Genomic DNA, 14,251 nt, shown 5'->3' on the forward strand with positions numbered 1-14,251 from the left:
CAGGTTGACCTGGATGGGGATCAGAATCTAGGGCCACATTCCAGACTCGTTATGACTCTCAACGACATTCACACCCCCGTACTCCTCGAACGCTGTGTCGAGCTTCTTGCTCCTGCACTCGAGAAGCCTGGTGCTGTACTGGTCGATGCCACCTTGGGTATGGGCGGCCACTCCGAAGCTTTCCTCACTCGCTTCCCTGAACTCACTCTCGTGGGTCTTGACCGTGACACTGACGCTCTGGCTATCGCCGGTGAGCGCCTGGCTCGCTTCGGTGACCGCGTTCACCTGGTCCACACCGTGTATGACGGTATCGCTGACGCGCTTGATGGCTTAGGTATAACTTCTGTTGACGGCATTCTGTTCGACCTCGGTGTTTCCTCATTGCAGCTTGACCGCGCAGAGCGTGGCTTTGCCTACTCACAGGATGCGCCGCTGGACATGCGCATGAACCAAACCGAGGGCATCACCGCCGCGGACGTCATCGCAACTTACAGCGAGCACGAACTGCGTAACATCTTCCACAAGTATGGAGATGAGAAGCTCTCTGCTCGCTATGCCAAGGCCATTGTGACCAACCGCGAGATCGAACCCATTACGCGTTCCGGTCAGCTCGTTCACATTCTGACTGTGGCAACCCCCGCAGCGCTCTCTCACTCCGGTCACCCCGCTAAGCGCGTCTTCCAGGCGTTGCGCATTGAAGTGAACCAGGAACTCTCTGTTCTCGAAACCGCGATTCCAGCGGCACTGGGCAAGTTGGCACTCGGTGGCCGCATCGTGGTCATGTCGTATCAATCCCTCGAAGATCGCATCGTCAAGGGATTCCTGCAGACCGGAGCTGCATCTTCAGCACCTGTTGGCCTTCCCGTCGAACTTGAACAGTTCAAGCCCGAACTCAAACTTCTCGTCCGTGGTGCAGAACTTGCTAGCGACGAAGAAAAAGCACGTAATCCTCGTGCCACGCCAGTACGTCTGCGTGCCGCCGAACGAATCAAGGTGGCGGCATGAGCACTCTGAACACCTCGCGTATTTCACGTCCCCAGGTTCGACCACAGATGGCGGCGAAGCCATCTGCTCGTCCTGCTGCACCTCAGCGCGGCGGCTCTACCCCAACCGTTCAGGGAAACTTGGCACTCAAGGCACGCACGTCAATCAACAAAGGCACGTCGTGGCGCCCCAGCATTCAGGTTGTCGCTACCCGTGCACAGCGCAAAGCACGTCCCCGTGTTTTTTACGCAATCGTCACCGTTGGTGTCATTTTCGGCATCATCATCTCGAACTTGCTGCTCTCCGTGGCAGTTGCATCGGGCGCCTATGAGATTGCTGCAATGCAGCAATCCAATAAGGAACTTGGTCGTAGTTACCAGACAATGAACCAGGATCTGGACCGCCTGTCGTCCCCTCAAAACTTGGCAGCCAACGCTGAAGCGCTCGGCATGGTCAACAACAGCACTCCTGTCTATCTGCGACTTTCTGATGGTGCCGTACTCGGAACCCCCGAGCCAGCTTCAGCAACTTCTGGCCTCATTGCAGGCGCCGAAGGTGCCGTCCCTAACTCTCTTCTGACTGGTGTGACTCTGGTTACTCAGAAAGAATCTGAAGCAAAGGCTGCAGCCGCGAAGAAGGCAGCTGCTGAGGCAGCAAAAGTAGCCCCCGTCACTGACAGCGCGCCTGCCGCTGCTGTTCCAGCTGGGCCGGTAACTTTGACCAACGGCCTTCCTAGCGTCACTACGCGCTAAGGACGTGCTAGCGGCTCAGAATCGCTCGTAAGGCTTAAGGAACAGTGTGAGAAAAAACCCCGTCACATTCCGCGCAACTGTTGTGCTGGCGTTTGTGGTGTTCCTGGTGAGCGTTTTCGTTATTCGCCTGATCGATATTCAGGTCATTGAAGCAGCTGCGCTGACGCAACAGTCAGTAGACAAGCGTTCAATCCCGACAACCGTCTATGCCAAGCGTGGCCAAATCACGGACAAGAACGGCATCGTTCTTGCTGACAGCGTGATGCGTTACAACGTCACGGTTTCGCCCAAAAACGCTAAAGACTTCCTGCGTCAAACAGATCGCTCAGAGGTGACGATTACTCCTCAGCAAGCGGCAATTGAAATTGGAACCCTGACCGGGCAGAAGCCCGAAGAGATTCTCAAAATCATTGCTGATGCCCTGGCCGAGAACCCGAAGTCTGACTTTGCCTATATCAAGAAGGCTGTTGATGTAGACACCTTCCGGGCACTCAACGCACTTGAAATTCCGTGGTTGTTCTTCGAACAGGCCCCTGGCCGCACCTATCCCAATGGTGCTGTCGCGGGTAACTTGCTGGGATTTGTTGGTGCCGATGGCCTCGCTCAGGCAGGTCTGGAAACTGGTTGGGACAGCTGTGTTGCCGGCATCAACGGTGAAGAAATGTATCAACGCGGTGCTGATGGTGTTCGCATTCCAGGCAGTACCGTTACGAGTGTGAAGAGCCAAAACGGTGGAACGCTCAAGCTCACCATTGACTCTGATTTACAGTGGTTTGTTCAGCAATCACTGGCCAAGCAGGTAGATAAGTATTCTGCCGCGTGGGGCATTGCCGTAGTTCAGGAAGCAAAAACCGGAAAGCTGCTTGCTGTTGCCGATTACCCGACACTCGATCCCAACAATGTGGATGCTACGGCAGATGCAAACCGTGGTTCACGCGCCTTCATGAGCCCCTATGAGCCCGGTTCAACCATGAAGCCCATCACGGCGTCCATGTTGATTGATACAGGTGTTGCCACACCTGAGACCCAAGTCTGGGACCCCTACTACATCAAGTTTCCTAACGGTGCTGAAGTTACTGATGCTGTGATGCACGGAACACTTCCTCTGACATTGACCGGTGTGATTGAGCAGTCCTCGAACGTGGGAATGTCCCAGCTCGGTGACACATTGGCACCAGATCAGCGCTATGACTACATGCTCAAGTTTGGGCTTTCATCCGTTTCGGCATCTGGTTACCCAGCCGAGTCCGCCGGTATTTTGGCTTCATCTGATGCGTGGGATAACCAAACTCACTACACCGTGACCTTTGGTCAGGGTGTGGCAACCACAGCAATACAGATGTCCAGCGCTTACCAGGCCATTGCCAACAATGGAAAGTTGATTCCTGCCACCTTGGTGGAAAGCTGCACCATGCCAGATGGCACTGTGGTCAAGCCTGACGTTCCTGAGACCACTCAGGTCATTAAGCCAGAGACAGCACGAACAACCATCGGCATGATGGAAAACTTCGTGACCAAGGGATGGATTACCAAAGAAGTCACCGTTCCTGGATACCGAGTTGCCATGAAGACAGGTACTGCGCAACAGCCTGACGGCGCTGGTGGTTATAAAGCTGAGTATGTGGTGTCGAACATGGGTATGATTCCTGCCGATGATCCGCAGTACGTCATCACGGTGGTCATTGCCGAGCCCAAAATTACATTTACATCAATGGTTGTCCCACCCGTGTTCAAAGCGATCGAGCAACAGGTGATTAAGCGCTATCGCATCAAGCCTTCTCAGGGTGAAGCGCCAGACTTCCCAATCCGCTTCTAAGGTCACGTCAGCAATAGACTTGAACCAAGGAAAGGTGGTGCACGAGTGGGTGCTTTTGTTGGGTCGTTAAGGCCTGAGCATCCTCAGCCACGTGCGCTGTCAGGTCTCGTCACAGAACTGGGACTCACCACCTCAGATCTTCTCGATGACATCGAAATATCGGGTATCACTCTCACCACCAAAGACGTTCGCCCAGGCGATGTCTTCGTTGGTATGCCCGGGGCCAAAATCCATGGGGCATCTTTCGCTGGCGCAGCCCGCGATGCAGGAGCAGTGGCGCTGCTCACTGATGCTGCAGGTGCTGACATTGCACACGAATGTGGTATTCCGATCGTGATTGTTCCTGAAGTTCGCGCATCCCTTGGACATATTGCGTCGTGGATTTATCGAAACCAGGATGTGGATGCCACCGTATTCGGCGTGACGGGCACAAACGGGAAAACCTCCGTCGTCTACATCCTGTCAGCTCTGCTGAAGCAACTCGGTGTCACGAATGGGTTGAGCTCCACAGCAGAACGCCGCATCGGAGATGTGGCCATGGTCAGCGGATTGACCACTCCAGAGTCAACTGAAGTGCACGCACTGTTAGCGCGCATGTGTGAATCGTCTGTGCGGGCTGTGTGTCTCGAGGTGTCTGCCCAAGCCATGACGCGTCACCGCGTCGACGGTATTCATTTCGATGTCGTGGGTTTCACCAACCTCAGTCACGATCACCTCGATGACTATGTGGACTTCGAGGACTACTACGCAGCTAAGGCTCAACTCTTCAACCCAGATATCGCCAGCAGAGGGGTTGTCACGGTTGACGACCCATGGGGTGTTCGCCTCGCTGAAGAGGCTCTTATTCCATTGACCACTGTGGCGACTATTCCCAACTCGGTTGGCTGGGATACAGCCCAGTGGAAGATGACTGTCACAGAGCAGACTCAGCGTGAGACCTCGTTTGTGCTGAGTGGCCCAGACGGCCGAGAACTGACAACGTCGGTTCCTTTGTTGGGCAGCTTCATGGCTTCTAACGCAGCTCTGGCCATTGTCATGCTGGTCGAGTCAGGTTTTGATTTAGAGCACATTGCACACGTGGTTAATGCCGCTGGCGGTATCCAGGTGGTTGTTCCTGGCCGCACCGAGATTGTCTCGGGGGAGTCCGGCCCTGTTTTCTATCTTGATTACGGTCACACTCCCGATGCCTTCTCGAGTTTGTTGACAGCAGTACGCGAGGTGACTCCCGGCAAGGTTGTCTTCCTCTTCGGTGCTGATGGAGACCGCGATAAAACTAAGCGTCATGCCATGGGCAAGATTGCTGCCGAAGGCGCAGACGTAGTTGTCATTACGGATTACCACCCCCGCACGGAAGACCCTGCCGTGATTCGCGCCGCACTGCGTGAAGGCGCCACATCAGCAGGCAGTGCAGCTGAGATTTTTGAAGTCGCCGATGTTCAATCGGCTATTGCTCGGGCCATTGCTGAGGCAGGAGAAGGCGATGCCATCATTTATGCCGGTCCAGGTCATGAAACCGAGCGTGAAGTTGCTGGTGGAACTATCGCTTTTAACTTCCGTGAAGAAATTAAAGCTGCTCTTACTGAGGCTGGCTACACCCCTCGAGGAGAGCACACCGCATGATTTCGATGACATTGGCAGACATCGCTCAGACGATGCAGGGAACACTTATTCTGGGAAGCACAGGGTCAAATGCTGACACCGTGATCTCGGGGCTAACTGACACTGACTCGCGTTTGATTACTCCAGGCGACATCTTTGTGGCGAAGCCGGGTGAATTCACCGATGGGCACTTGTTCATTCCTGCAGCGGTCGAAAACGGAGCTGCGGTTGTCATTGTTGACCACGAAGTCGAGACCACCGTTCCCCAGATTGTTGTTGATGACACCGTCGTAGCAATGGGAAGGCTTGCCACAGAGGTAGTCGCGCGTGTGCGGGCCAAGGGGAACCTCACCGTTGTGGGCATTACCGGATCTAACGGAAAAACAACCACGAAGAACCTCGTTGCCAGCATGTGTGAACGAGTGGGGCCCACAGTATTCCCTCGGGATTCGTTCAACAATGAGGTGGGCACACCCATCACGATGTTGAAAATTACCGAAGACACTCGTTACTTAGTTCTCGAACTTGGAGCAAGCGGTAAGGGACACATCAAGCGGATGACCGATATGGTCCGCCCTGATATTGCCGCTGTGCTGATGATTGGATTGGCTCATGCCGGCGAATTCGGTGGCATTGAAACCACTGTTGAGTCAAAGCGGGAATTGATCGAATCACTGGGTCCTGACGGCATTGCTATCTTGAACCTCGATGATCCTCGTGTGATGTCGATGGCATCTGCAGCACCAGGTGAAATCATCACCTTCGGTCATAGTCCAGAAGCCAATGTTCGAGTGAGCGACATCACGTCCTCGATTGAAGGAACTGAGTTCGAACTTCACACCCCTGCCGGCGACGCACACGTTCGCTTCAAAGTTCTCGGTGAACATCACGCGATGAATGCCGCTGCTGCAACAGCGATTGCCTTGACTCTGGGCTTTGAGCTGGAGCTCATTGTTGCCAGCCTGGAGTCTGTCATTCGTGCTGAGCACTGGCGCATGGAGCTCATGGGAGGCAACGGCGTCACCATCATCAACGACGCGTATAACGCCAGTCCAGATTCCATGGCAGCTGCATTGAAGACGTTGCGCCAAGTGGCAGGTCCTGAAAATCGCACCATCGCGGTTCTGGGTGAGATGGCGGAGTTGGGCGAATATGCCGGCGAAGAACAGGACAGATTGGCCCTGTTGATTGTGCGCCTGGGAATCGACCAACTGGTCGTTGTGGGGGACGGAGCACGTCGACTCCACATCTCTGCCATCAACGAGGGATCCTGGGATGGTGAGTCGAAGTTCTACTCGACCCCAGACGAGGCATACGATTACCTATCGAGCCTGCTTTGTGCAGGAGACATTGTTCTGGTGAAGTCGTCGAACTCGGCGAAACTCCGGTTCCTGGGAGATCGGTTAGGAGAGGCATACGCGTGAGTACCCTTCTTCTCGCCGGCGCACTCTCGCTGCTTTTCACCCTCTTGATGACTCCGGTCTTCATTCGTATCTTCCGCCGCGTGGGCTGGGGCCAGTTCATCAGTGATGGTGGACCTGATGCTCACCACGCCAAGAAGGGCACCCCCACCATGGGTGGCATTGTCGTCGTGGTTGGCGTGGTGATTGCGTATTTCCTCGCATCGCTCCTCACGGGCTCCACCATTGAACTGCCTGCCATTTTGGTGCTGTTCCTAATGACCGGTCTGGGCTTGGTTGGGTTCATTGATGACTTCATCAAGACTCACAAGCAGCGTTCCCTGGGCCTTTCGGGTTGGCCCAAGGTGTTTGGCCAAGTCATCGTTGCGGTGATCTTTGGTTTGTTGGCCATTAACTTCCCCGATGAAAACGGCATCACCCCTGCGTCGATGAGTATTTCCTTCATCCGCAACACCCACTTCAACTTCGCTGTTCTCGGTGGATGGCTTGCTGTGTTTGCGTTTTTGGTGTGGGTTATCTTGATTGTGACCAGCACTTCAAATGCAGTGAACCTCACGGATGGTTTGGATGGTCTGGCAACCGGCGCATCCATCTTCACCATTGGTTCATTCGTCATTATCAACTTCTGGCAGCAGAACCAGTCTTGCTTCAGTGGACGTCTCGACCCCCAGGTTGCCTATAAGTGTTATGACGTTCGTGATCCTCTGGATCTCGCCATCGTGGCAGCAGCCATCGTGGGTGGTTTGATTGGTTTCCTGTGGTGGAACACCTCGCCTGCACAAATCTTCCTCGGTGACACCGGCTCGATGGCTCTCGGTGGTGCACTGGCAGCCCTGGCGATCCTCAGCCAGACCGAACTTCTTCTGGTCATCCTCGCTGGCCTCTTTGTCATCGACACCGGTTCGGTCATTGTTCAGCGCGGTTACTTCAAGCTGACCAAGGGTAAGCGCATCTTCTTGATGTCACCCATTCACCACCACTTTGAGCTTAAGGGCTGGGCAGAAGTGACCGTCGTGGTTCGCTTCTGGATCATTTCCGCACTGTTTGTAATTACCGGTGTGGGCATGTTCTATCTCGAGTGGCTTACTCGCTAATCGGAACTTGATGACCTCGCCACGCGATCTGAGCACTCTGAATAGTTGGCATGCCGACTGGTCAGGGTTACGTGTTGGTGTCTTAGGACTGGGCGTCACCGGCTTCTCCGTTGCTGACACTTTGGCTGAACTTGGTGCGAAAGTCATGGTTGTTGCTTCCGGAGCAGACGAGCTCCGCATCACCATGGTTGACGTTATTGGGGCAACGTATGTTCAAGAACGCTCGGGTGAAGATGTTCCCCACGAGCTGGTCGAATTTGATCCTGAGCTCATTGTTGTCTCTCCGGGGTATCACCCCGACCACGAGATTCTTCTATGGGCGGCAGCTCGCAACATTCCCATCTGGGGAGATATCGAGCTGGCTTGGCGGGTGCGAGACAAGGTCAAGGCAGCCGAGTGGCTTGCCGTCACCGGCACCAACGGTAAAACGACAACAGTTCAGCTCACCGCTGCCATGCTGGCTGCTGCCGGGTATCGTGTTGCACCGTGTGGCAATATCGGCGTTCCTGTTCTTGACGCAGTTCGTGATCCTCAGGGCTTTGACGTCTTTGTGGTGGAACTCTCCAGCTACCAACTGCATTGGATGACGGGCGTTCACCCCTATTCATCTGCTGTGTTGAACATTGCTGATGACCACCTGGACTGGCACGGCTCCTTCGAGGCATATGTTGCCGCTAAGGCCAAGATTTATGAGAACACCCAGGTGGCGTGCGTCTATAACAAGGCAGATAAAGTCACCGAGCGCATGGTTGAAAATGCGGACGTGATGGAAGGCGCCAGGGCTATTGGCTTTGACTTGGGAGCGCCGGGAAAGAGCGACTTGGGAGTCGTCGATGGCATTTTGTGTGACCGCGCATTCCTCGATGATCGTCATTCCACTGCCCTGGAAATCACCACAATTCGCGACCTTGAAGAACGGGGCTTGGCCGCTCCCCACATCGTGGCCAATATTTTGGCGGCAAGTGCTCTCGCGCGCTCGTTTGGGGCGCCAACTGAGGCAATCTATGAAGCTTTGAAGACGTTCAGCCTCGACTCACACCGCAATGAAGTTGTGGCATCCGTGGGGGAGATCACCTGGATTGATGACTCCAAAGCGACAAACCCTCATGCTGCTGATGCTTCACTGACTGCCAACGAATCCATCGTGTGGATCGTGGGGGGATTGCTCAAGGGTGTGAACATTGATGAACTCGTTTCCCGCCATGCACATCGCCTTCGCGGTGCTGTGATTATTGGCGTGGACCGCGAACCTGTGAAAGCGGCATTCGAGCGACACGCGCCCGGGGTCACCGCGCTCGAGGTGGAGGCGGATGACACTAGTGATGTCATGGTTCACGCCGTGAACTTGGCCGCAGATTTAGCACACAGCGGTGACGTGGTGTTGTTGGCTCCAGCTGCAGCTTCGATGGATCAATTCACTGACTATGCCGAGCGAGGACGCCTCTTCGCACAGGCTGTTCGAGACAAAGTTGGAGGTGAGGCGGATGGCGACTCCGCCTCGCACTAGCCAGCCCCGCAGACCATCTGCCACTCCTCGCACGTCAACTCGCCCGGCGCCACAGGCTTCAACCCCTACCCGTCCAGGTGGTCTTGCCACACGCTTCAAGCTGGAGAAAGCGTTCAAGGCAGAATCGCCCAACTTCTATCTCCTCGCGGGTGTGACTCTCTTCACTGTGATTCTGGGTTTGATCATGGTGTTGTCCGCCTCGGCCGTGGACTCGTTTTTGCAAGATGGCGGATTCTTTAGCGGATTTTTCAAGCAAGCAATTGCGGCATTCGTAGCTCTTCCCCTGATGCTGGGCATCAGCCGCCTTCCATTGGTGTTCTTCCGTAAGTGGGCAAACATTGCCCTGTTTATCACCATCGGTTTACAGCTCTTGGTGTTTACCCCTCTGGGTGTTGAATCCGGTGGTAACAGAAACTGGCTCGATGTGGGTATTCAGTTCCAGCCCTCCGAGATGATCAAGCTCACCATTGCGGTGTGGCTTGGGGTGAACCTGCCAGCGATTATTGACCGCGTTGGTCCCTACAGCTTCCGCATCTTTGGTGGAATCTTCCCTGTCTACATCGCCATGTTTGTGGTTCTTCTGGGTCAAGACCTGGGAACAGTCATCATCTTGTTTGCCATTGTGTTGGGCTGCTTGGCATTCTCTGGAGTTGCCGGTCGCATGATCGGTGTGCCCATGGTGTTGGGTGCGGTTGGCGTGCTCTTTATGGCACTGATTAGCCCCAACCGTATGGCGCGCATCATGTCGTTCTTGAATGAGAACTGTACTGACTACACCAATGCGTGTTGGCAGCCGCTCCACGGCAAGTGGGCACTGGCCAACGGCGGCATCTTTGGTGTTGGCTTGGGGCAATCTAAAGCCAAATGGTCCTGGCTGCCTGCGGCAGATAACGACTACATTTTCGCCATCATCGGTGAAGAGCTGGGCATGATCGGGTGCCTGGTTGTCATCGCCCTGTTCGTGACCCTGGCGGTGGCATTCGTGCGCATTATTCGCCAAGCACAGGACCCCCTTGTCCGCATTGTGACCGGTGGAATCATGATCTGGATTGTGGGTCAGGCATTCGTGAACATCGGTGTTGTGGTGGGAGTACTTCCCGTTCTCGGTGTTCCCTTGCCGTTGCTGAGTTCTGGCGGTTCGGCGCTGATTATGACCTTGCTTGCCATCGGCGTGGTGCTCTCGTTCACTAAGGACGAGAAACCCATCAAGCGGACTCGCTCTCGGAGCCAGCCACGAACCCAGAATCGCACGAAAACTCCTCAGGCACGCACCCGCCAGCCCCAATCAGGTCGCAGCTGATGACGAGTTATCTCCTGGCTGGTGGTGGCACTGCCGGGCACGTGAACCCCATGCTCGCCATGGCGGATGAACTGCGTCGCAGAGATCCGGCGGCCCAGATTGTGTGCGTCGGAACGGCTGAAGGCCTGGAATCTACATTGGTGCCTGCGCGTGGATTTGAACTCGTCACCATTCCGAGGATCCCTTTTCCCCGCATCCGTGGATTAGTTTCCTCCTCCAAGCGCTTCATCGCTGGCTGGCCTCAAGCAGTGAAGACGATCTCTCAGCTCATTACTGACCGACATGTTGATGTCGTTATTGGTGTGGGTGGATATAGCGCGGCACCGGCTTATGCCGCTGCTCGCAAAGCAGGTATTCCATTCGTTATTCACGAAGCCAATGCCAAGCCTGGTTTAGCCAACAGATGGGGCGCTCTGCGCACCCCTTACGTGGGTGTCACCTTCGAGGGAACTCCATTGCCTCATGCCACGACTGTGGGAACTCCGCTTCGGAAAGAAATCGAGACCCTCGATATTCCAGCAGCACGTTCTGCTGCCCGTGAGCATTTTGGTCTAGAAGTTCACCGGCCTGTCCTCGTGGTCACTAGCGGTTCTCAGGGAGCCAGATCCATCAACACCACCATTGCAGAATCAGCCGCGGACATTGTGGCCGCGGGGTATCAGGTCCTGCATATTGTTGGGCAAAACAAGCCCGAGGCGCTGCCCTCACTACCTGGATACATTGCTCTGGACTACTGCGATCGAATGGATCTCGCACTGGCGGCAGCAAACATGGTGGTCTCTCGTGCTGGTTCGGCTACGGTGTCGGAACTCTCGGCACTGGGAGTTCCGGCTGTCTACGTGCCCTATCCGGTGGGTAATGGCGAACAGCGTTTCAATGCGGCCGGTGTGGTGAAGGCCGGGGGAGGCGTGATGGTCTCTGATGCACACTTCACACCTGCCTGGGTGAACTCGACTCTGATTCCACTGTTACGTGATGAAGCTGCCCTTGAAAAGATGGGCACTCAGGCTGCGAGCGTGGGCATGCGCGATGGAACTGCTCGCATGATGAATCTCATCGACGCCGCCCTGTCATCGGCTTAGGCTCAGCTTTCTGCGTTATAACGGAACGTGGTGGCTTATTGCTGCCCTCTGAGAAGAAAGCTCGACTGTGATTAAGCCAGACCCCAGCGTTGTTGCCCCCGAACATTTGGGCACCGTGCACATGGTGGGTATTGGCGGCTCTGGCATGAGCGGTATTGCAAGACTTTTCCTCGCCAACGGCATCACTGTCACGGGTTCCGATGTTCGCGATTCCAACAACATTCAGGCACTGCGTGATTTGGGCGTGAGCGTTCACATTGGGCACGACGCTGCCAATCTCGGTGATGCACAAACCTTGGTGGTCACCGGTGCGCTGTGGCAGGACAACCCTGAGTATGTTCTGGCCCAGCAGCGTGGACTGACTATCTTGCACCGTTCGCAGGCGCTGGAATGGCTCACGCGTGGTTCTCGCCTGGTCTCTGTAGCCGGTGCTCACGGCAAGACCACCTCCACCGGAATGATTGTTACCGGGCTTCGTGAGCTTGGGGCCGACCCCAGCTTTGTCAACGGTGGAGTAGTTCAGGCCTATGGCTTGAGTTCTGCCTATGGCGAGGGTGAACTGTTCGTCGTCGAAGCAGATGAATCCGATGGTTCATTCCTTCTCTATGACACGGCAGTGGCACTGGTCACCAATGTGGATGCGGATCACCTGGATCACTATGGATCGCTCGAAGCTTTTGATCAGGCATTTGTTGACTTCACCTCTGCCGCCAAGGAACTGGTTGTTATCTCAAGTGACGATCCAGGTGCTGTTCGTGTGACCCACAAGATTTCAGGCCCTCGTGTGTTGACCTTCGGAGAAGCAGCACATGCCGATGTTCGTCTTGCTCACATCGATACAACCACTGGGGGAGTGACCCTCACCATTGAGTACTTGGGCACGAAGTACACCGCCCAGCTCAAGGTTCCTGGCCGTCACAACGCTTTAAACGCTGCCGGTGCATTTGCCACTTTGGTGGGCTTAGGTTTTGACGCTGCATCATCGCTGGCTGCTATTTCAGAGTTTGGTGGAACTGAACGTCGCTTTGAACTTCACGGGATTCGTCGTGGGGTGAGCGTCTATGACGACTATGCCCACCACCACACCGAAGTTAACGCTGTGCTCAGTGCTGCTCGCACCGTTGTGGGCGAAGGTCGGGTTATCGCCGTTCACCAGCCTCACCTTTACAGTCGTACGCAGCACTTTTGTGGTGAATTCGCACACACTCTCGAACATGATGCTGATCTCACCGTGGTGCTGGATGTCTACGGAGCCCGTGAAGATCCCGTTCCTGGTGTCACCGGTGCATTGGTTTCAGAGAAATTCACCGACCAGTCCAAGGTGGCCTTCATTGCCGATTGGCAAGAAGCTGCAGACCACATCGCAGCTATCGCTCAGCCCGGTGACTACGTCATCACGTTGGGTTGTGGTGATGTGTATCGCATCATTCCTCAGATCTTGGCCTCTCTAGAAGCTACTGAGTAACTCTCATGAAACGTCCTGTTGGGCCTGGAGGGGCAACTCCACCGCCCCGAGCGCCTCAATCGGCTGCGGCAACGCCTCGGCCTGTTCAGGCATCCAAAATCGCCAAGCCCGCAAAAGCCCCTCAGCCTGCAAAGGCGCCCAAGCCACCTAAACTCACGCGTGCGGAGCGTAAGGCCCAGAAAGCCTCACACCGCGCTGCAGCACTGGCTTCACAGCGCACTCGCGTGACTCCTGCTGCTCCGGCTCGAGTGGATGCAGTGGGCAGTCGGGTTCAAGGCATTCGTCGACCTGCTAGCGAGCCAGGGAAGCCTGTAACGCCAGTATTGACCGAAGAGCGTAAAGAACCTCGTCGTCCCGCTCGTCGCCTCACTAAGGCCCAGCAGGAAGCTGCTGAAGCCAAACGCAAACTCAAAGAGGCCGTCAAAGCCCGCAAAGCATTTGAACGTGATGAAGTGCGTCGATTCACAGCACATTTGCGTCGACGCAAGATCATCTGGGGATCCGTTGCCGGTTCTCTTGCTGCAATCATGATTTTTGTCAGCGTCGGAGTATTCACTCCGGTGCTGGCATTGCAAACCATTGCTGTCGAGGGCGCTACTCGCGTCCCGGCAGATCAGATCATGGCAGCGCTTCAGCCACAGATCAACAAGCCACTTCCTTTGGTTGATATGGGTGCCGTTCGCAAGGCGGTGGAAGCCCAGCCTCTGGTGAAGAGCTATTCCACCGTTGCCCTGCCGCCGCACACACTGCTGATCAAGATTGTTGAACGAAGCCCGATTGGATATCTCTCGGTCAATGGCAACTTGATCATGGTTGATCCTGCCGGAGTTGTTCTGGAGCAATCCACGGAAAAAACACCAGGTATTCCCATCCTCACAGTTGAAGGTGGCAGTGCTCAGTCCAAGGGCTTTGTGGCAGCTGTTGATGTGATTAACTCTCTGCCTGGTGCCCTTGCCGGCCAACTTGAAGAAGTGATTGCTAACACGACCGATGATGTCACCCTGGTCTTGACTGGTGGCGCTCGTGTGTTCTGGGGTGGTCCAGAAAATGCGGCCATGAAGAACCGGGTTTTGACCCAATTGCTTGCAGTGAACCCGGTAGGTTCCGTCAGCGAGTACGACGTCTCGTCGCCCAAAACAGCGGTCGTTCGTTAATTCATTCGCTGATCTGTCTTCTACGGGCGTGTCGCGCAGGGGAGTGGGATGCTTCGACCTACTCTCAAATCAAGAAA

11 protein-coding genes are annotated in these 14,251 nt (G+C 55.3%); all 11 read left to right on the forward strand.

Annotation, left to right across the window (positions count from 1 at the left end; all coding sequences use genetic code 11):
• The first annotated feature begins 51 nt into the window (after window positions 1-51).
• The 11 genes from rsmH to AURMO_RS03170 all read left to right on the forward strand — a co-directional run bounded on the left by rsmH (window position 52) and on the right by AURMO_RS03170 (window position 14,174).
• Window positions 52-1,005: a 16S rRNA (cytosine(1402)-N(4))-methyltransferase RsmH gene (rsmH, locus tag AURMO_RS03120; protein ID WP_110233111.1), complete on the forward strand. Its 954-nt coding sequence runs from the start codon at window positions 52-54 to the stop codon at window positions 1,003-1,005.
• The gene (ftsL, locus tag AURMO_RS03125) at window positions 1,002-1,736 is read left to right on the forward strand and encodes a cell division protein FtsL (protein WP_110233112.1); all 735 of its coding nucleotides are present in this window, start codon (window positions 1,002-1,004) and stop codon (window positions 1,734-1,736) included. Before rsmH ends, ftsL begins: the two co-directional genes overlap by 4 nt.
• Before the next feature lie 46 nt (window positions 1,737-1,782).
• Window positions 1,783-3,552, forward strand: a complete 1,770-nt coding sequence (locus tag AURMO_RS03130) for a peptidoglycan D,D-transpeptidase FtsI family protein (protein ID WP_239406860.1) — start codon at window positions 1,783-1,785, stop codon at window positions 3,550-3,552.
• A gap of 45 nt (window positions 3,553-3,597) precedes the next feature.
• The gene (locus tag AURMO_RS03135) at window positions 3,598-5,172 is read left to right on the forward strand and encodes a Mur ligase family protein (RefSeq protein ID WP_110233113.1); all 1,575 of its coding nucleotides are present in this window, start codon (window positions 3,598-3,600) and stop codon (window positions 5,170-5,172) included.
• Window positions 5,169-6,575 carry a UDP-N-acetylmuramoyl-tripeptide--D-alanyl-D-alanine ligase gene (locus AURMO_RS03140; protein WP_110233114.1) on the forward strand — a complete coding sequence of 469 codons (1,407 nt, stop codon included), beginning with the start codon at window positions 5,169-5,171 and terminating at the stop codon, window positions 6,573-6,575. The genes AURMO_RS03135 and AURMO_RS03140 overlap by 4 nt, the downstream gene beginning before the upstream one ends.
• Window positions 6,572-7,666, forward strand: a complete 1,095-nt coding sequence (mraY, locus tag AURMO_RS03145) for a phospho-N-acetylmuramoyl-pentapeptide-transferase (protein WP_110233115.1) — start codon at window positions 6,572-6,574, stop codon at window positions 7,664-7,666. The genes AURMO_RS03140 and mraY overlap by 4 nt, the downstream gene beginning before the upstream one ends.
• Before the next feature lie 10 nt (window positions 7,667-7,676).
• Window positions 7,677-9,173 carry a UDP-N-acetylmuramoyl-L-alanine--D-glutamate ligase gene (murD, locus tag AURMO_RS03150; protein ID WP_110233116.1) on the forward strand — a complete coding sequence of 499 codons (1,497 nt, stop codon included), beginning with the start codon at window positions 7,677-7,679 and terminating at the stop codon, window positions 9,171-9,173.
• Window positions 9,151-10,473 (forward strand): peptidoglycan glycosyltransferase FtsW, encoded by a 1,323-nt coding sequence (locus AURMO_RS03155; RefSeq protein ID WP_162532655.1) that lies wholly within the window; start codon window positions 9,151-9,153, stop codon window positions 10,471-10,473. Before murD ends, AURMO_RS03155 begins: the two co-directional genes overlap by 23 nt.
• A complete protein-coding gene (locus tag AURMO_RS03160; RefSeq protein ID WP_110233118.1) occupies window positions 10,473-11,555 on the forward strand; it encodes a UDP-N-acetylglucosamine--N-acetylmuramyl-(pentapeptide) pyrophosphoryl-undecaprenol N-acetylglucosamine transferase in 1,083 nt (360 codons plus the stop codon). The genes AURMO_RS03155 and AURMO_RS03160 overlap by 1 nt, the downstream gene beginning before the upstream one ends.
• A gap of 67 nt (window positions 11,556-11,622) precedes the next feature.
• Window positions 11,623-13,020 carry a UDP-N-acetylmuramate--L-alanine ligase gene (gene murC / locus AURMO_RS03165; RefSeq protein WP_110233119.1) on the forward strand — a complete coding sequence of 466 codons (1,398 nt, stop codon included), beginning with the start codon at window positions 11,623-11,625 and terminating at the stop codon, window positions 13,018-13,020.
• Window positions 13,021-13,025: 5 nt separating this feature from the next.
• On the forward strand, window positions 13,026-14,174 hold the full coding sequence (locus AURMO_RS03170; RefSeq protein ID WP_110233120.1) for a cell division protein FtsQ/DivIB: 1,149 nt from the start codon (window positions 13,026-13,028) through the stop codon (window positions 14,172-14,174).
• The last annotated feature ends 77 nt before the right edge of the window (window positions 14,175-14,251 follow it).

The sequence above is a fragment of the Aurantimicrobium photophilum genome (genome assembly GCF_003194085.1).
In the GTDB taxonomy this organism is placed as follows: Bacteria; Actinomycetota; Actinomycetes; order Actinomycetales; family Microbacteriaceae; genus Aurantimicrobium; species Aurantimicrobium photophilum.